Raw genomic sequence first — 17,936 nt, 5'->3', positions numbered from 1 at the left:
AGGAGTTTAGCACTACCCCTACCCTACTATATTTTTCCATCTTTAAAACCTTTAACTATTATAAAATTATATTAAAAATATAAAATTAAAAACTTTTTTTGCTAAAATATTTGGTAGTTAAGAATCCTTTTTGTACCTTTGCCGCCAGATTGACAAATGAGCATCACGCTCCTAACTAAAAAGAAAAATAAAAATTACCGTATGAAATCAAACGTTTTAGGTTATCCACGTATTGGTGAGAAGCGCGAACTGAAAAAAGCCAATGAGGCTTATTGGGAAGGCAAGATCTCACAAGAGGACTTAGTAGCGGAAGCAAATAAAATCCGCATTCACAATTGGAAATTGCAGCAAGAGGCTGGGGTAGAGCTCATTTCTTCGAATGACTTCTCGTATTATGACCAGATGCTCGACTTTTCGTTTACTGTTAATGCTATACCAGAGCGTTTTGCCTCAGTGAGCAAGCTTTCAGCACTTGAACGCTACTTTGCGATGGCTCGTGGCTATCAGAAGGATGGTATCGACGTTACGGCTATGGAAATGACCAAATGGTTCGATACGAATTATCACTACATCGTTCCTGAGTTTACTAAAAATCAGCAGTTTAAACTTGCACACAACAAGCCTTTAGAGGAATATCAGTTGGCAAAAGCTAATGGCGTAGAGACCAAGCCCGTACTTATTGGGATACTTACTTACCTGCTTTTGGGTAAGGAGAAAGAAGCTGGGTTCAGCCGTCTGGACTTGGCTGAGCGTCTGCTGCCTGTATATATTGAGATTATCGAGAGTTTGGTGAAGGCGGGTGCTAAGACTATTCAGATCGATGAGCCTTACTTGGTGCTTGACTTGCCCGAGCGTGCTGCCTCTATTTATCGCACTACTTATGAGGCGATTGCGGCGAAGTTCCCCAACACGGAGTTTATCCTCACCACCTATTTCGGAGGCTTGGGCGACAACCTCAACTTGACACTCTCATTGCCATTGCAAGTACTGCACATCGACTTGGTGCGTGCCCCTCAGCAACTCGACCTCGTGCTGGAATTGCTACCTCCTCATAAGAAACTCTCTTTGGGATTGGTAGATGGGCGCAACGTTTGGAAAAACGACTTAGAGGCATCTGTAGCCCTTATTGATAAAGCAGAAGCTAAGATTGGTATGGATCGTATCTACGTAGGTACCTCGTGCTCACTGCTGCACTCGCCTTGCAACTTAGAGCTTGAAAACAACGAGAAGGTGCTTACCCTAGAGATCAAGCAATGGCTTGCCTTCGCTAAACAGAAAGTAAAGGAAGTACAGCTGCTCACCGTACTGGCATTCGACAACCCTAATGCTGAGGAGGCTGCCTCATACGAAGAGAACAAACGCGCTGCGGCTGCTCGTCGCACCTCGACCCTTATCCACGATAAGGCGGTAAAAGAGCGTGTGAAGAATATCGCTGAGGGTGATGACCAACGCAAGAGCCCTTTCAGTAAGCGCAAGCTCGCACAGCACGCAGCCTTAGGGTTGCCGCTCTTCCCGACGACTACTATCGGTTCCTTCCCACAGACGACAGAAGTGCGCTCGTGGCGTGCTCGCTTTAAGAAAGGCGACCTCACGCAGGCTGAGTATGATGAGCTCTTAGAGCAAGAGATTGAGGAGTCAATACGCTTTCAAGAGTCCACAGATATAGACGTGCTGGTACACGGCGAGTTTGAGCGCAACGATATGGTGGAATACTTTGGCGAACTGCTCAAGGGTTATACTTTCACTAAATTCGGTTGGGTGCAAAGCTATGGCTCGCGCTGTGTGAAGCCACCAATTATCTTTGGTGACATATCACGCCGTGCGGCAATGACCGTGCGTTGGAGTAAGTACGCTCAATCACTGACGAATCGCCCCGTAAAAGGAATGCTCACAGGACCTGTAACCATCTTGCAATGGTCGTTTGTGCGCGATGATCAACCGCGCTCAGAGACTTGCTTGCAGATCGCATTGGCTATCCGCGATGAGGTAGTCGATTTAGAGCGCGCAGGTATTAAAGTTATTCAAATCGATGAGCCTGCTATTCGCGAAGGGCTTCCACTGCGTAAAGCCGAATGGGCAGCCTATTTCGATTGGGCAATCAAAGCCTTCCGCATAGCCGCCTCAGGTGTTGAAGATAAGACGCAGATACACACCCATATGTGCTACTCTGAGTTCAACGATATGATTGAAGCCATCGCTGCTATGGACGCTGATGTGATCACCATCGAATGCTCGCGCTCACAAATGGAGCTGTTAGACGTATTTGGTGAATTCAAATACCCTAACGAGATCGGCCCAGGGGTGTACGACATCCACTCGCCTCGTGTGCCGTCCGAAGAAGAGATGACTGCACTGATGGAAAAGGCTATCAAGGTGATACCAAAGGAACAACTGTGGGTAAACCCTGACTGCGGGCTCAAAACGCGCCATTGGGAGGAAACCAAAGCTGCCCTCCACGCAATGGTAGCCACCGCTAAAAAACTGCGTGCGAAATACGGTAAATAGAGAGTAGGGAGCAGGGAGTAGAGAGTAGAGAGTAGAAATTAGAGATAATAAGATTATGAAGTTTGAAACAAAAGCAATTCACGGGGTAAGGAGTAATGGCGAAAAGGTAGAAGAATGGGGCAGTACCATCAATATGGCGTCGACCTTTCCGATAAGGGAGTTTGGTGTGGAGCAAGAGTTTGAGTACAGCCGCGTGTCGAACCCTACGCGTCGCGAGCTGGAAAGGCTTTTAGCGCAATTGGAAAGTGGCAAGCACGGCTTCGCTTTTTCTTCGGGAATGGCTGCTATAAGCACGCTACTAAGCGTGTTTGAGGCAGGCGACCACTTTATCTTCGGGCTGGATATCTACGGGGGTACTTTCCGCATTATACGGGATATCTTCGGGAAATTCGGGCTTAAAGCATCTTTTGTAGATACCACTAATCTTGAAAATATCCGCAAGGCAATATTGCCTTCGACTAAGGGGATCTTCATTGAGACCCCTTCTAATCCACTGCTGGATATCACTGATATTGAGGGGGTAGTAGCTATTGCCCGCGAGCACAAGCTCATCACGATAGTCGATAACACCTTTATGTCGCCTTATTTACAGCGTCCGCTGGAGTTAGGTGCTGATGTGGTGGTGCATTCCGCAACGAAGTTTCTCAGTGGGCATAATGACATTATTGCGGGGGCTATCGTACTGAACGACGATGCTCTCTCTGAGAAGATTAGCTTTGCACAGGTGGCTATTGGGGCAATGATAGCACCCTTTGACAGTTGGCTGCTGATGCGCAGTATCAAGACGCTGAAAGTGCGTATGGACTACGCACAGAGCAACACTGAGGCGCTGGTGCATTACCTCAAACTGCATCCTGCCGTTGAGAAGGTGTATTACCCTACCGAAGCCGATGCTGAGCGCAAAGCTATTCACCAGCGACAAGCCTCAGGAGGAGGGGCTGTCTTTTCTTTCGTTCTGAAGGATGAGAAAAAGGTAAAGAGCTTCTTTGAGAGCCTGAAAGTGGCTTTATTTGCGGTGAGCTTAGGCGGTGTGGAAACCTTAGTGACCCACCCCAGTACGCTTACTCACACTGAGTTCCCTGAGGAAGAAAAGGTGGCGCGTGGAGTTACGCAGACCTTGGTGCGGGTGGCTGTCGGCATTGAAAATATCAACGACCTGATTGCAGACTTTAAGCAGGCGCTGGAGGCATAGGGAGGATTGACTATACGCTTGAAATACATACAGTTTTAATATAAAATCGGGCTTTGTACTTTCGTACAAAGCCCGATTTTATATATCTTTTTAGATAGTAAAAGCTCAGAATACCTCGCGTACCACCCGTGCGATGTTGTCTGCCTTACCCATTGAGTAGTAGTGCAGCACGGGCACCCCGTAGGTCTTCAGCTCGCGACTTTGGTAGATTGCCCACTCTACGCCTACTTCTTTTACTTCGACGTTGGTTTTGCACCGTTCAACCTCGTGCACGAGCTCTTCGGGAAAGTCAATCTTAAAAGCCTGCGAGAGCAAATGGAGGTGTTTTTTGGTAGCAATGGGCTTAATGCCTGGTATGATAGGCACATCGATGCCCATCTGGCGCACACTATCCACAAAGGCGAAGTACTTCTGGTTGTCGAAGAACATCTGGGTTACGATGTAGTGTGCTCCTGCCTCTACCTTCTCTTTCAGGCGGGCGAGGTCGAACTGCAACGAGGGGGCTTCCAAGTGCTTTTCGGGATAGCCCGCCACGCCTATGCAGAAGTAGTCCGCCTTCGTATCGGCTTCGATCACCTCGTGGAGGTATTTGCCTCGGTTGAGGTTAGCGATCTGCTTCACTAACTGTGAGGCGTAAGTGTGTCCGCCGCGTGTAGGCTCAAAATAGCGTTGCTCCTTCATTGCATCGCCGCGCAGTGCCATCACGTTGTGGATACCGAGGTAATAGCAATCGACTAACAGGTATTCCGTCTCCTCGCGCGAGAAGCCGCCACAGAGCACGTGTGGTACGGTATCGACCTTGTACTTGTGCTGTATTGCCGCACAGATGCCCACTGTGCCAGGGCGCATACGGGTGATGCGCTTCTCAAAGAGCCCATTGGGGTGCTCAATGTAGTAAAACTCTTCGCGTGAAGTAGTCACATCAATAAATGGCGGATTGAACTCCATCAGTGGATCAATGTTCTTGTAAAGTTCCTCAATGTTATTGCCCTTCTTCGGGGGGATTACCTCAAAGGAGAAGAGTGTTTTGCCTTTGGCACGCTTGATATGTTCGGTTACTTTCATTGTGATTTAGTGGTTAGAGATTAAGGAATTCAGCATCTATACTATTCGCTAGATATTTATGTTAAACTTTAAAAATTAAAAATCATCGCCTCTGCCAGCCGTAGGATATCGCCAAAAACGCCCCGCGCCGTCACCGAAGCACCTGCCCCAGCCCCTTGTATCACCAAAGGGTTAGCACCGTACGAGTCGGTGTAGATCTCAAAGATGGAGTCGGCACCGCGCACCTGCCCCAGCGCACTGTCCTTAGGCACGGAGATGAGCTTCACGTCGAGCTGTACACTCTCGGTAGCCTCCAAATTGCCGTGCAGGTCGCCCACATAGCGCAACACGTGGTTAGGCGCTTGGGCGTCCTTTATCTTCTGATAGATAGGGTCAAAGACGGCGAGGTGGGCGAGAAAATCCTCCACGCTGCCCTCTCTGAGGTTCTCGGGGATAAGGTTCTCAATCTTCACATCGGCAAACTCATTGCCGAGGTCGAGCTCGCGGGCGAGGATGAGCAGCTTGCGCCCCACATCATTGCCACAAAGGTCTTCACGCGGATCAGGCTCAGTGTAGCCACTCTCAATAGCCCCACGGAGTACCTCACTAAAGGGCTTATCCTCAGCTGAAAAGGTGTTGAAAAGGTAGCTCAGCGTCCCCGAGAAGATCCCCTTAATACGGGTGATATTCTCCCCTGAATGATGCAGCAGCCGTATGGTGTCGATCAGCGGCAAGCCCGCCCCCACATTGGTTTCGTAGAGGTAACTCTTGTGGTGCAGGCGCAATTCCTCACGCAATTGTTGGTAAAATTCATACGAGATAGTGTTAGCGATCTTATTCGCTGAAACAAGGTCGAACCCGCTCTGTACCAAGGGAATATAATTCTCAATAAACGCCTTACTCGCTGTTACATCCACTGCGATGAGGTTCTCCAAGTGATGCGTATCGACAAACGCCTTGAGCGTATTGAGGCTATACGGCTGTGCCTCACGCTCAAAAGTCGCCTCCCAATCGCCCCCGACACCCTTGGCTGCGGTGAGCATACGCGTAGAGTTGGCAATGGCTATAATGCGCAGACTGAGGTTCTTGCGCTTTAAAAGACTCTCGTGGGCGGCGATCAGCTGTGCGATGAGCGTGCCGCCAACGGTGCCTTTGCCGAAGATCACCAAGTTGATACGGCGCGACACCCCAAAAATCTCACCGTGGATAACGTTCAGCGCCTTGTGCAAGTGCGAGGCGTGCAGCACCAAACCTACATTTTTCCCCGTAGCGGCGTTGTTGATGAGCAGTGGTACTATCTGGTTGCGAATGAGCGCATTATAAGGATGATGGAAAGTGGAAAGCGGTTGCCCTACTATCGAAACGACCGCCACCTCAGGGGTGATGCTCACCGCACTGACGTCCTTGGTGTAGAAGTCGTATGAGAACTCCTCTTCGAGTGCCTGCTTTGCCACTTCGGCGTCGGCTTGTGCTACCACCAATCCCACACCACGCTCTGAAGAGCCTTGCGAGATAATACTCACGCTCACTTGCTTCTGTGCCAAGGCTTTAAAGATACGCGCATCGACGCCCACTTTGCCCAGCAATCCACGCCCTTCCAGCACAATGAGCGCATTATCGCAACTTACAGAGAGTGCCTTGATGCCCTCGCCCTCGCTCTGTGCGTGGATGAGGGTACCTGCGTCTTCGCTGTTGAAGGTATTCTTAATACGAAGGGGTATTTGCTTCTCTATCAATGGGATAATCGTCTTTGCGTGTAGTATCGAAGCACCGAAGTTCGCTAGCTCATTTGCCTCTTCATAGCTCAAGGTACGTATGATTTGCGCCTCAGGCACCAATTCGGGGTTGGCAGTGAAGATACCATCAACGTGGGTGTAGTTCTCCAACTCCGTAGCGTTGAGGTAGTTGGCAAGCAGCGCTGCCGAGTAGTTGCTGCCGTTGCGCCCCAGCGTGGTGGTTTCGCCGTGCTCGGTGGAAGCGATAAAGCCCGTAACCACAGCCACCTCTCTCGGGGCGATCTCAGCAAAGAGTGCACGCGTCTTCTCTTCCGATACCCCACTGAGTATCTGCGCATTGCCTACCACAGCGTCCGTCTTAAAGATCTCACGACTATCGACAAAGCGTGCTTTCACGCCCCCTTGCCTCAGCAGTGCCACTACGGTTTGTGCCGCCATCAATTCGCCTTGTGCGAGCACTAAGTCGGCAGTGCGCTGGGTATAGTCTTTCAGCAGTGATACGCCCTCTAAGAGCTTGTCCAACAGACGGAATTCATTGGTAAGGTCTACGCCAAACTCCGCCGATTGGTAGGCTTTTAGTGCCGATAAGGCTGGGGTGTAGTCCTCACCTGTGCGTGCTTGCTCCAATAGGTCTAAGAGCCTATCGGTGGCGTCTACCCGTGCCGATACTACCACAGCCACAGCCCCCTCAGTCGCCGCCTTACCGATGATAGCTACCACTTTGCTGATTCCCTCGTTGGAGAGCGAGCGCCCCCCGAATTTTAATACCTTCATAGCTTTCTTTTTATCTAAGATTACGCCGCAAAAATACTAAGAATATTTTAATTGGCAATGAAAAACTTCCAAAATTTATAAAAAAAATAAAATAGCATTCTATTATAAAACTCTTAAATCAGAGGCATAGCACCCAGTAGCCCCTTGTAAATAATATGATACAGAAAATATTTCCAATAGGAGCTCCTACGGAATAAATACGGACAAAGTACGGAAAATATACGGATAATGAGCGCTATTTTTTAGACTCAGCTAAGTGAGGGCTATGCAATTGATAAAAGAAAAATAAGCTGCAAAACACATATATTGCAGATAGAAGATAAAGTCTCTTAGGGTTTACTCCTCAAAGCAACCTCTCAACAACCGCTCCAATTGTCGGAATTCGATCAGAAAAGCGTCGTGCCCGTGTACCGAATGGATCTCTTTGTAATGCACACTCTTGCCCAAGGCCGCCAGTTCCTCAGCGGTATCGCGGTTCTCTTGAGGTGAAAAGTACAGGTCAGAGTCAATCGCCACCAGCGTAATCTCACTATCGAGGTCGTGCACTGCCGCTGCAAAACTATCGTGATCGCGAGTGATGTCAATGGTCTTAATCAGCTGATTCATCAGCTTGTAAGCGGAGAGTGAGAAGCGCTCTTGTAGCTTCTCGCCGTGGTGCAGTAGCCAGCTCTCTACGTTGTAAAGCTGTGTGGGTAGGTGTGTACTGCGGTCGAACTTCATTTTCAGCGACTGCGGCGTACGGTAACAGAGCATTGCGTGCAGACGCGCATCGTGTAGCGGGTTGTTAGAGTTCTTGAGTATCTGCTCCTGCAATAGGCAGTTGCCTATGATCCAGTCCGTTGCCTTCCAATCAGCAGCGATGATCACCAATTGCTCAAAGAGCGCAGGGGCAAGCACAGCCATCTCCCAAGCGATACCACCCCCCAGCGAGCAGCCTACAAGGGCGTAGACTTCCTTTAAGCCCAGCACCTCTGTGATACCGTAATTAAAGATGCGCGCCACATCTACCGCCGTCCAATGTTGGTAATTGAAGATAAGTTCATCAGTTCCTGCACCATAGCCATTACCAGGGATATTGAAAGCCACCACCGTAAAGCGCGTCGTATCAATCAGTCGCCTGTCGCCCACAGCAATGCTCCACCATCCGTCTTTACCCGTCAGCTGAGAGTTGCCCGTAAACGCGTGATTGATTACCACCACAGGTGCCGACCCCAGCTCACAGCCATAGAGTTGGTAGTGCACCCGAAGTGCTTCCACCCGTACGCCCACCGAGGTGGTAAACTGTGCTATTTCAAAAGTGTGTATCATCTTAAAAGGTAGTGATTCAGCGTCACTGATCAGCGACCAGCATTTGGTATAACTAATTGTTTAGAGCTATTAAAATGCCGCAAAATTAGTATAATTTTTTTAAACACTAAAACCTTTTTGAAAATAATTTCAGTGAAATGTTAAAATTACAGGAAAAACACTTTTGTGATAAAACCGATATTCTTCGGCTAAAACACCATACCACACAGGGTGATAACACCTATGGCTCCTCGCTTTGAAGTCTAAACCATTCAGGCAAATAAAGTGCCAGACTGTGGTCTTCTAAGGAGGTAAACACTTGTTCAGTGAGTCCTGTGCAGACGAGCTCCTCAGCGGCGTTGTAGATGAAGTAGTGGAAGATGAGTTTGGCGGCATTGGTAGGCTGGTAGTGGGCTTCCACACGGAGGGTCTCGCCGTAGCGCACCATCTTTTTGTGCTCACAAAGGCTCTTGACGATAGGCGTAGCATAGCCTTGTCTCTCAACGTCTAAGTACGAAATACCATACTTGCGCCCAAAAGCCTCGCGGGCTTCTTCAAAGTATTTGATGTAATTGCCGTGCCATACGATACCCAGTGGATCGGTTTCGCTGAAGCGCACACGGATTTCTATGGCAGCACAAAAATCAGAGATATGATAAGATTGTTTTTGCATTTCTATCACAATGAAGAATAAAAAGAGAGCAGAGAGTAATACGCCTATATGCTAAAAGCTACTCAATCGCTCTAAACCAAAGGCTATCAAGCGTTCCACAGCCTGCTTAGGATCTTTGGTAAAAGTACCTGTAGGACGGTTAGCAATGATAGCATTAAGCGATACTGCTTGATGTCCCAAGAGTGCCGAGAGCCCGTAGATAGCCGAAGTTTCCATCTCTAAGTTCGTCATACGATGTCCTTTGTGGTTAAAACTATGTAGCTTATCGTTGAGTTGTGGGTCCTGCACTGCAAGGCGCAATACACGTCCCTGTGGACCGTAAAAACCTGGTGCTGTACCTGTAATTCCCTCAAAGACCTCAGAAGTAAGAATGTGTGCCTTGAGCTTTTGTCCACACGGTATGATGTACGGTCTTCCCTTATCCATAAACCAATGGGTATGTGTGATAAAAGCCTCCTCTAAAGCAAGGTCGCGCACAGTAGCTGCATCACGGTATGAGTGGAACATATTATCCATACCTAGCCCGTGCGAAGAGAGCACAAAGCTATCCACAGGAATGTCCGCCTGCAACGAACCTGAAGTACCAAAACGCACGATATTAAGCTCTGTATGAGTGGCTTTTGGTGTACGCGTAGTAAGATCAATGTTAAAAAGTGCATCCAGCTCATTGATAACAATATCAATATTATCAGGACCAATACCCGTAGAGAGTACCGTCATACGCTTACCCTTATAAGTGCCCGTATGAGTACAAAACTCGCGCTTTTGTGTCTTAAACTCAACCGTTTCAAAGTGTGCACTCACACGTGGTACACGGTCAGGATCGCCTACCAAGATAATGGTAGTAGCTACATTTTCAGGATTTAGGTTCAGATGGTATACACTGCCATCAGGGTTTAAAATAAGTTCTGATTCTTTAATCATTATTATTATTCGTTTTATGCTTTGAGTTTTCACCATAGCAGAAAACTCTCAGCTGGTTCACGGGGCAAAGTTACACCTTTTTTAGAAAAACAAGAAAAATAGAAAGAAAATTAAAAAAAGTAGTGCTAAGGGAGGCCTGCTACCAAGGTACATAAAGCAGTAATGGACTATTACATATTGTAAAATTACCTCCAGACACCCCTCCTGACAAAATGGCAGGTTTTTCAGCTTTGGCACGCTTGTTGCCCTTAGTGAGGTGTATAACACGTTAGTGGACAGTAAGCTGAAAGCTAACCCTTAAACACTAAAAAAGAAAATGAATTTTAATAATTATACTATCAAAGCGCAGGAGGCAGTAGCCTCAGCGCAGCAGTTGGTACAAGCCCTCGGGCAGCAAGAACTGCAAAATGAGCACTTCTTCAAAGCCATTGAAGAGGTGGATGAGAATGTGTTGCCTTTCCTGTTTAAGAAGCTCAACGTCAATCGTGAGGCAGTCGATAAGCAGTTAGGGGCAGCCTTGGAATCGTATCCAAAGGTAAGCGGCGGACAGATAGGCATCTCACGCGATGCAGCTACAATGCTCAATGATGCTGCTAACATTGCTAAGAAGTGGAATGACGAATACGTATCGCTGGAACACTTGATATTGGCTATTTTCAAGTCAAAAAGCAAGATAGCACAGATACTCAAAGACCAAGGGGTACGCGAAAGTGAACTTGAAAAAGCTATCAAGGAACTTCGCCGTGGTGAGCGCGTAACCAGTGCCTCTGCCGAGGACACTTACAACTCGCTAAATAAATATGCGAAGAACCTCTGCAACTTAGCCTATCACGGCAAGCTCGACCCTGTGATCGGGCGTGATGAGGAGATACGCCGCGTGCTACAAATCCTCTCCCGTCGTACGAAGAACAACCCGATGCTCATCGGTGAGCCTGGAGTAGGTAAGACAGCTATTGCTGAGGGGCTGGCACACCGCATTGTGCAAGGCGATGTACCTGAGAACTTGAAGGACAAGGTGATCTACTCCTTAGATATGGGGGCACTGATCGCTGGTGCGAAGTACAAGGGTGAGTTCGAAGAGCGACTTAAATCAGTAGTGAAAGAAGTTACCAGCTCTGAGGGGAGTATTATCCTCTTCATTGACGAAATCCATACGCTGGTAGGTGCTGGCGGTGGTGAAGGTGCAATGGATGCGGCTAACATCCTAAAGCCTGCTTTGGCACGAGGGGAACTCCGCGCTATTGGGGCAACGACTTTGGACGAGTACCAAAAGTACTTCGAAAAGGATAAGGCACTCGAACGCCGTTTCCAAAAGGTGATGGTAGAAGAACCTGATACTGAAAGTGCTATTTCCATCCTTCGCGGTATCAAGGAGAAGTATGAAACTCACCACAAAGTGCGCATCAAGGACGAGGCGATCATCGCAGCTGTGGAACTCTCTGAACGTTATATCACCAACCGATTTTTGCCCGATAAGGCGATCGACCTGATGGATGAGGCAGCGGCAAAGCTCCGTATGGAAATCAACTCTAAGCCTGAAGAGCTTGATGTGCTCGACCGTAAGATAATGCAGCTTGAAATTGAGATAGAGGCTATTAAGCGTGAAAAAGACGAGGATAAGCTCGTAAGTTTGAACGTGGATTTGGCTAACCTCAAAGAAGAGCGCAATGCAATCTTTGCTAAATGGCAGAGTGAGAAGACCGTTATCGACGAGGTGCAAGCTACCAAAGAGGCTATTGAGAACTACAAGCTCGAAGCTGACAGAGCAGAACGCGAAGGCGACTATGGCAAGGTAGCAGAGTTACGCTATGGGAAGATTAAAGAGGCGCAAGATAAGCTCGCTGAGCTACAAGAGAACTTGGACAAGAATGCACAGGGGAACTCCCTTGTAAAAGAGGAAGTCACTGCTGAGGATATCGCTGAGGTGGTAGCTAAGTGGACAGGTATCCCTGTATCAAAGATGCTGCAAGGCGAACGTGAAAAGCTGTTGAAGTTAGAGAGTGAGCTCCACAAGCGCGTGGTAGGGCAGGAAGAGGCGATAGAGGCGGTATCCGATGCCATACGCCGTAGCCGTGCGGGCTTGCACGACCCTAAAAAGCCTATTGGTTCGTTCCTATTCTTGGGGACTACGGGTGTCGGTAAGACCGAGCTGGCAAAGGCTTTGGCAGAATACCTATTCGACGATGAAAATGCAATGACGCGTATTGATATGAGTGAATACCAAGAACGTCACGCCGTAAGCCGATTGGTAGGGGCACCTCCAGGATATGTAGGCTACGATGAAGGTGGTCAGCTGACAGAAGCTGTGCGCCGTCGTCCGTACTCAGTGATCCTGCTCGATGAGATTGAGAAAGCACACCCTGACACTTTCAACATTCTCTTGCAAGTACTTGACGAAGGGCGACTGACAGACAACAAAGGACGTACTGCCGACTTTAAGAATACGATCATCATAATGACCAGCAATATGGGCAGCCATATCATTCAGGAGACTTTTGACAAGTATCCCGATGATACCGAGCGTGCCATTGAGCAATCGAAGACTGAGGTGTTGCAGCTCCTCAAAGAGACGGTGCGCCCTGAGTTCTTAAACCGTATTGACGACATCATTATGTTTACACCGCTGAGTCAGGCTAATATCCGCAGCATTGTAAGGTTGCAGCTCGATTCCGTTATCAAGATGGTAGCCAAGGAAGGTATTATCATTGATGCTACTGATGATGCTGTAGATTATCTGGCAAGGAAGGGCTTCGATCCACAATTCGGAGCGCGCCCCGTGAAGCGTATCATTCAGAAGGAAGTGCTCAACAAGCTTTCGAAGGAGATCCTCAGCGGCTCCGTTCACAAAGATTCTGTAATCCTCATTGATGCCTTCGACGATCAATTAGTTTTCAGAAATAATCCATAAGAATCCCATTTTGAATTTAGTTAATTGATGAAAAGCGCGACAATAAGAGTCGCGCTTTTTTAGTAAAAAATGCTCGTTAATCATTGTTTATTGATTATTAATTTGTATCTTTGCCGAGTGAAAAGAATTTCTAACAGAAAAAATATGTCCGTACAAAACATTAAAGAAACCATCACAGAGCTTCCCGCACAAGCAGAAGAAACGCTCCACACTAACCTCGCTTATTACAAGCTCTTTCTATTTAGGTTTATCGCCAAGTCAGCCAATGGGTTGATAATGATATTTCTATTAGGGCTTACGGCGCTATTGGTGCTCTTTCTCTTCTCGTATGCGGCAGCTTATGCCATCGGTAGTATCCTCTCTAGCGATGCCTTAGGCTTTCTCATCGTGGGGGCCTTCTACATCTTGGTCGTAGGGATTGTGATGCTCTTCCGCAAACGCTGGATTGAGCGCCCTCTTCTGGCAAAACTCTCTGAGATCTATTTCAAAGACGAAGAAGAGAGTGAGACAAATCTATAAATATTAAAACTTAGTATATGAGAACATTAACAGTAAAAGTATCTGATACAGAAGCAGCGCGTTTAAAGGCCTTACTCAACGCTTATGGTGGCTTGCACGTGTACGAAGATGACTATGTGTCCATCCCTGAAGATCATTGGGAAGCGATCCAAATAGGAGCAAGAGAAATTGCCGAAGGAAAGGTTTTTGACAGCGATGAAGTATATCGAGAAGCATTATTAATATGCAAAAGATAAATTGGACATTCTCTGCTAAAATAGCATACCACAATCAATTAATTTTTTGGAAGGAACATAATCAATCTGAAAGTTACCCTCTTAAAATTATTAAGGAAGTCAATGCTATAGAAACGATTCTGATGAACAATCCCTTTGTAGGCAAGATGGTTATTGAAGACCCATCGTATAGGCAGATATTAGTGTTAAAATGCTTTTGGATTTATTATACAGTCACTGAAGACACTATCAACATTGTAGCATTTAAAAGTACTTATCAATTATAAGAATAACACTCATAAGAGCGGCATCTCACCCTCTTGTGACTTTAATAATAGTAAATTATGGCAAAAACAGGAAATGTATTATTAGCCTTAGCCGCAGGTGTGGCAGTAGGCGTAGGAGTAGGTATCTTATTTGCTCCTGATGAAGGAAAGAAAACCCGCAAAAAGATCAAAGACGGGTTAGGACAATCAGCAGAAAAGCTCAAAGACCAAATTGATAGACTCACACATACCGTAAAAGAGAAATCATCGGAATTGAAGGGTTCATTGGAAGATAAGGTTGATAACCTCCTCTCAAAGTCAAGCTATAAAGCTGAAGATGTGATCACTTTCTTAGAAAAAAAATTAGCAGCACTCAAACAAGCCAATGCTAAGCTACAGAAGTAAATCACAGACAAGACTAAGGCTGCTCAAGGGTTAATACCTTTTTGAGCAGTCTTTTTTTTCTTTAAAAGTAAAAACATTTGCTCAGTTTTCATAAAATTACTATCTTTGCGGCTCCAACCCAATAGTTAGTAAGAAATGATCAAGAATAAAATATACACTTCCTTTGAGCAGATCGATACCGACCTGAAAATACTTAAACTTCAAAAGGAAATAGATACACTCACCTTAAAGAATCACGTGGTGGGTATTAAAGAGCAGTTTACACTGAAAAACCTACTGGCTGGCACGTGGTTTTCATTCGTATCTACCGAAAAAAGATGGCTCCAATGGGCTGTGGAATGTGCTTTGTACTTTTTGTTTCGCAAAAAACACTAATTGAGAAACTATGAGGCATAGTGTTCTTAAAAATCTCGATTGGTTCTCAGTAATCCTCTACCTGCTATTAGTAATAATGGGGTGGATTGCTATCTTCTCTACAACCTATAACGACACCAACTTTACCTCAGTGTTCGACCTAAACCAGTTCTACGGCAAACAGCTGATGTTCATTGAGTTGAGCTTTGTACTGATCACTTTTATCTTAGCTATTGATTCGCGATTTTTCCCGAATACAGCTATTATCTTCTACGGTATTTCAATACTCTTGCTCTTGGGATTGTTCGTCTTTGGGAAGGAGACCAATGGTGCTAAAGCTTGGTATGCTATTGGCAGTATCACGGTACAGCCCAGCGAATTTGCCAAAGTAGCTACGGCGCTATTCTTCTCGCGCTACGTGAGTGATATTCATACTCATATTGAGCGCAGTAGTAGAGACCTGATGAAGGCAATCCTGATTATATGTATCCCTGCAGTGCTCATCTTGCTTCAGCCTGATGTAGGGAGTTTGATTGTTTTTTTCTCACTAGTTTTTGTACTTTTTAGGGAAGGAATGCCCTCTGCCTTTTTATTTTACATATTCTTAGCGGGGGTCACTTTTGTCAGCACTCTAAAATTCGGTGCTACCATTACCATCTTAGGGGCAGCGCTGTGTATTACTATTTATGCTATTTGGTATAAAAGGAAGAAACACCATATTCCATATCAGAATATATTTATCCTATCACTTCTCTGCCTTGCTAGTGCAATGATTACCAAGCCTGCCTATGAGGGGGTACTCAAACAGCACCATCGCAATAGGCTCAACCTATGGCTGCGCTTGGAGAACGACCCTGCTAAGATAGCAGCTATGAAACGTGATTTTGCCTACAATACCAATATGGCAGAGTCGGCGATCACCTCTGGAGGCTTCTTTGGCAAAGGATTTCTACAAGGTACGCGCACTAAGGGGAGTTTTATCCCTGAGCAGCACACCGACTATATTTTCACTACCATCGGCGAGGAGTGGGGTTTCGTGGGCACTACGGCAGTGGTGGTGGTCTTCTCAATGCTGCTTTTTAGGCTTATTATCCTTGCCGAGCGGCAAAAATCGAAGTTCAACCGTGTATATGGTTACAGTGTGGTCTCCATTTTGTTTGTGCACTTTGTGATTAATATCGGTATGGTGATCAGCCTTATTCCTACTATTGGGATTCCTCTACCTTTCTTCAGCTACGGAGGATCGGGCTTGTGGTCATTCACTATTTTACTCTTTATTTTCCTACGGTTAGACGCTAGCCGAGGTAGCAACTGGATTCGATGATGATTTACACCCAAAAACTCGCTGAGGCAACCGCCCTATACCAAAGGCTTACACGAAGATATAACACCCTGAGCTACCTGCGCTTGGGACTATTCCTGAGCTTGGCAACGCTCATTTATTTTCTGATAAAAGCATTCAGCCTTGTGGGGGTGATTGCTGTGCTTATTGGGGTGATAGCCTTTCTATACCTACTCTCAAAGCACAAGGAAGTCGCCTTTGCACGTAGCCTTGCCCAAGCCAAAATAAAGCTCAATGAGCAGGAGATAGCCTTTTTGCAGCAAGGAAAATACTTTGCTGACAATGGGGCTGCTTTTGCCCCTGAAAACCACCCTTACAGCTACGACCTAGATGTTTTTGGCGAGCACTCACTCTATCACTACATCAATCGCACACACACTTATCTGGGGCGTAAGTTGCTCGCAGAGCGTTTTTTAAACCCTGACGAAACCTCCATTATCGCTACCCAACAGCAAATACAAGCCCTCACCCCCGACCTCGACTTTCGACAGAATTTCCTCGCACTGACCTCCAAGATTAACGACTCTGAGGATTTTTATGAGCGACTCGATGCGTGGGTAGAAAAAGAAAGCAAGCCTCTCAGTAAATTTACTTCCGTTTATATAAAAGCAGCTCCCGTTATCGCAGTGATTTCACTCATTATTGGCTACTCCATCGGCAATGAACTGCTAAAACAAGTAGGCAAATGGCTTTTGGGGATTAATTTACTCGTATTTTTGTCATTTATAGGTAAAATACTGAAAGAAAAACTTAGTTTTGAGCGTGCTTACGACACTTTACACTCGTTTAAGAGAAGCATTGAGATGATTGAGCATCGTTACAACAAGAAAGAACACGGGATAAGTGCCAAAATAGCCCAATTGGCACGCCTTTTAGACGACCTCGACAATATGAGCAACATCCTCGTATCTGTACCGTTCAATACCCTCACCTTTTATCATCTGCACCGCTACCAACAGCTCTTGCAGTGGAAAAAGGCTTATGCGAAGGACATCGCACAGTGGCTGAGCGGAGTGGCTTCTACGGAGGTGCTTTGTAGCTTTGCCAATTTTGTCTATAACAACCCCAACTTCGCCTATCCTACGCTTCAGGATACGCCTGAAATCAGCTTTACGGCTATGGGGCACCCTCTTATCCCTGAAAAAGAGCGTATCACCAACGATATTCACTTCGGTAAAGACACTTTTGTAATCCTGACGGGCTCTAATATGTCGGGTAAGAGCACTTTTTTGCGCGCTTTGGGGGTAAATATGCTACTTACCTCGATGGGTATGCCCGTTTGTGCACGAGAAGCCAGCGTACACCCTATGAAGATATTGGTTTCTATGCGAATGTCCGACTCACTTACGGACGGCAAATCGTACTTCTTCGCTGAAATTGACCGACTGCAAGGCATCATTCGCACCCTTGAGCAAGAGCCTTGCTTTGTGCTTTTAGATGAGCTACTGCGCGGCACCAACTCCGAGGATAAGCAGCTCGGCACTATGAAGATCATTGAGCGTATGGTAGCCCTCGGTGCCGTAGGGGTGATTGCTACCCACGATTTAGAAGTATGCTCCTTAGCGCAACACTACCCTCAGAAGCTACAAAACAAGTGCTTTGAGGTGCAAATAAACGGCGATGAACTCTATTTTGACTATCGCTTGCGCGAGGGTATTTGCCAGCAGAAGAACGCCTCTTTCCTAATGAAGAAGCTCGGCATCATCAGTTGATAAGCTTTTAACAATTAGCTTGTACTTGCCTGACTTCTAAAAAATAAATCGTCAATTATTAGAACATTTATCATTAATTT

14 protein-coding genes are annotated in these 17,936 nt (G+C 46.5%); 9 read left to right on the top strand and 5 right to left on the bottom strand.

The window, feature by feature from the left end:
- The first annotated feature begins 201 nt into the window (after positions 1-201).
- Positions 202-2,505, top strand: coding sequence for a 5-methyltetrahydropteroyltriglutamate--homocysteine S-methyltransferase (metE, locus tag AXF12_RS04460; protein ID WP_066431776.1), 2,304 nt, complete (start codon positions 202-204; stop codon positions 2,503-2,505).
- A 55-nt stretch (positions 2,506-2,560) separates the two neighbouring features.
- Positions 2,561-3,697 carry a trans-sulfuration enzyme family protein gene (locus AXF12_RS04455; RefSeq protein ID WP_066428666.1) on the top strand — a complete coding sequence of 379 codons (1,137 nt, stop codon included), beginning with the start codon at positions 2,561-2,563 and terminating at the stop codon, positions 3,695-3,697.
- A 105-nt stretch (positions 3,698-3,802) separates the two neighbouring features.
- Here the strand turns inward: AXF12_RS04455 and metF are convergent, their stop codons facing one another.
- From metF to AXF12_RS04430, 5 genes are all read right to left on the bottom strand, one after another.
- Positions 3,803-4,762: a methylenetetrahydrofolate reductase [NAD(P)H] gene (gene metF / locus AXF12_RS04450; RefSeq protein WP_066428665.1), complete on the bottom strand. Its 960-nt coding sequence runs from the start codon at positions 4,760-4,762 to the stop codon at positions 3,803-3,805.
- 68 nt (positions 4,763-4,830) lie between these two features.
- Complete coding sequence (gene thrA / locus AXF12_RS04445) at positions 4,831-7,251, bottom strand: bifunctional aspartate kinase/homoserine dehydrogenase I (protein ID WP_066428664.1); 2,421 nt, start codon at positions 7,249-7,251, stop codon at positions 4,831-4,833.
- A gap of 336 nt (positions 7,252-7,587) precedes the next feature.
- On the bottom strand, positions 7,588-8,559 hold the full coding sequence (locus AXF12_RS04440) for an alpha/beta fold hydrolase (RefSeq protein WP_066428661.1): 972 nt from the start codon (positions 8,557-8,559) through the stop codon (positions 7,588-7,590).
- A gap of 220 nt (positions 8,560-8,779) precedes the next feature.
- Positions 8,780-9,211 (bottom strand): acyl-CoA thioesterase, encoded by a 432-nt coding sequence (locus AXF12_RS04435; protein WP_066428660.1) that lies wholly within the window; start codon positions 9,209-9,211, stop codon positions 8,780-8,782.
- Between the two features lie 51 nt (positions 9,212-9,262).
- Positions 9,263-10,135 carry a nucleoside phosphorylase gene (locus AXF12_RS04430; protein ID WP_066431773.1) on the bottom strand — a complete coding sequence of 291 codons (873 nt, stop codon included), beginning with the start codon at positions 10,133-10,135 and terminating at the stop codon, positions 9,263-9,265.
- 316 nt (positions 10,136-10,451) lie between these two features.
- On the opposite strand from AXF12_RS04430, the gene clpB reads away from it, so the two are divergent.
- From clpB to AXF12_RS04390, 7 genes are all read left to right on the top strand, one after another.
- Positions 10,452-13,043 (top strand): ATP-dependent chaperone ClpB, encoded by a 2,592-nt coding sequence (gene clpB / locus AXF12_RS04425; protein WP_066428658.1) that lies wholly within the window; start codon positions 10,452-10,454, stop codon positions 13,041-13,043.
- 144 nt (positions 13,044-13,187) lie between these two features.
- Complete coding sequence (locus AXF12_RS04420; protein ID WP_066428657.1) at positions 13,188-13,562, top strand: phage holin family protein; 375 nt, start codon at positions 13,188-13,190, stop codon at positions 13,560-13,562.
- Between the two features lie 17 nt (positions 13,563-13,579).
- Positions 13,580-13,798, top strand: coding sequence for a hypothetical protein (locus AXF12_RS04415; RefSeq protein ID WP_066428656.1), 219 nt, complete (start codon positions 13,580-13,582; stop codon positions 13,796-13,798).
- Between the two features lie 323 nt (positions 13,799-14,121).
- Entirely contained in the window at positions 14,122-14,448 is a 327-nt protein-coding gene (locus AXF12_RS04405) for a YtxH domain-containing protein (protein ID WP_066428653.1), read from the top strand.
- 135 nt (positions 14,449-14,583) lie between these two features.
- On the top strand, positions 14,584-14,823 hold the full coding sequence (locus tag AXF12_RS04400; RefSeq protein ID WP_066428652.1) for a hypothetical protein: 240 nt from the start codon (positions 14,584-14,586) through the stop codon (positions 14,821-14,823).
- Between the two features lie 10 nt (positions 14,824-14,833).
- The gene (gene rodA / locus AXF12_RS04395) at positions 14,834-16,126 is read left to right on the top strand and encodes a rod shape-determining protein RodA (RefSeq protein ID WP_066428651.1); all 1,293 of its coding nucleotides are present in this window, start codon (positions 14,834-14,836) and stop codon (positions 16,124-16,126) included.
- On the top strand, positions 16,126-17,856 hold the full coding sequence (locus tag AXF12_RS04390; protein ID WP_066431770.1) for a MutS-related protein: 1,731 nt from the start codon (positions 16,126-16,128) through the stop codon (positions 17,854-17,856). The genes rodA and AXF12_RS04390 overlap by 1 nt, the downstream gene beginning before the upstream one ends.
- Positions 17,857-17,936 lie beyond the last annotated feature (80 nt).

Origin of the sequence: Capnocytophaga haemolytica (genome assembly GCF_001553545.1) — a bacterium.
Lineage (GTDB): Bacteria > Bacteroidota > Bacteroidia > Flavobacteriales > Flavobacteriaceae > Capnocytophaga > Capnocytophaga haemolytica.
The sequence above is the reverse complement of the archived record's forward strand: the minus strand, read 5'-3'. Positions and strand labels throughout refer to the sequence as shown.

What these genes read in the sequence shown, in the direction of transcription:
- thrA (WP_066428664.1), bottom strand. Translation starts at nt 7,251, where the DNA reads ATGAAGGTATTAAAATTCGGGGGGCGCTCGCTCTCCAACGAGGGAATC.
- AXF12_RS04430 (WP_066431773.1), bottom strand. Translation starts at nt 10,135, where the DNA reads ATGATTAAAGAATCAGAACTTATTTTAAACCCTGATGGCAGTGTATAC.
- clpB (WP_066428658.1), top strand. Translation starts at nt 10,452, where the DNA reads ATGAATTTTAATAATTATACTATCAAAGCGCAGGAGGCAGTAGCCTCA.
- rodA (WP_066428651.1), top strand. Translation starts at nt 14,834, where the DNA reads ATGAGGCATAGTGTTCTTAAAAATCTCGATTGGTTCTCAGTAATCCTC.
- AXF12_RS04435 (WP_066428660.1), bottom strand. Translation starts at nt 9,211, where the DNA reads ATGCAAAAACAATCTTATCATATCTCTGATTTTTGTGCTGCCATAGAA.
- AXF12_RS04455 (WP_066428666.1), top strand. Translation starts at nt 2,561, where the DNA reads ATGAAGTTTGAAACAAAAGCAATTCACGGGGTAAGGAGTAATGGCGAA.
- AXF12_RS04400 (WP_066428652.1), top strand. Translation starts at nt 14,584, where the DNA reads ATGATCAAGAATAAAATATACACTTCCTTTGAGCAGATCGATACCGAC.
- metE (WP_066431776.1), top strand. Translation starts at nt 202, where the DNA reads ATGAAATCAAACGTTTTAGGTTATCCACGTATTGGTGAGAAGCGCGAA.
- metF (WP_066428665.1), bottom strand. Translation starts at nt 4,762, where the DNA reads ATGAAAGTAACCGAACATATCAAGCGTGCCAAAGGCAAAACACTCTTC.
- AXF12_RS04415 (WP_066428656.1), top strand. Translation starts at nt 13,580, where the DNA reads ATGAGAACATTAACAGTAAAAGTATCTGATACAGAAGCAGCGCGTTTA.
- AXF12_RS04440 (WP_066428661.1), bottom strand. Translation starts at nt 8,559, where the DNA reads ATGATACACACTTTTGAAATAGCACAGTTTACCACCTCGGTGGGCGTA.
- AXF12_RS04420 (WP_066428657.1), top strand. Translation starts at nt 13,188, where the DNA reads ATGTCCGTACAAAACATTAAAGAAACCATCACAGAGCTTCCCGCACAA.
- AXF12_RS04405 (WP_066428653.1), top strand. Translation starts at nt 14,122, where the DNA reads ATGGCAAAAACAGGAAATGTATTATTAGCCTTAGCCGCAGGTGTGGCA.
- AXF12_RS04390 (WP_066431770.1), top strand. Translation starts at nt 16,126, where the DNA reads ATGATTTACACCCAAAAACTCGCTGAGGCAACCGCCCTATACCAAAGG.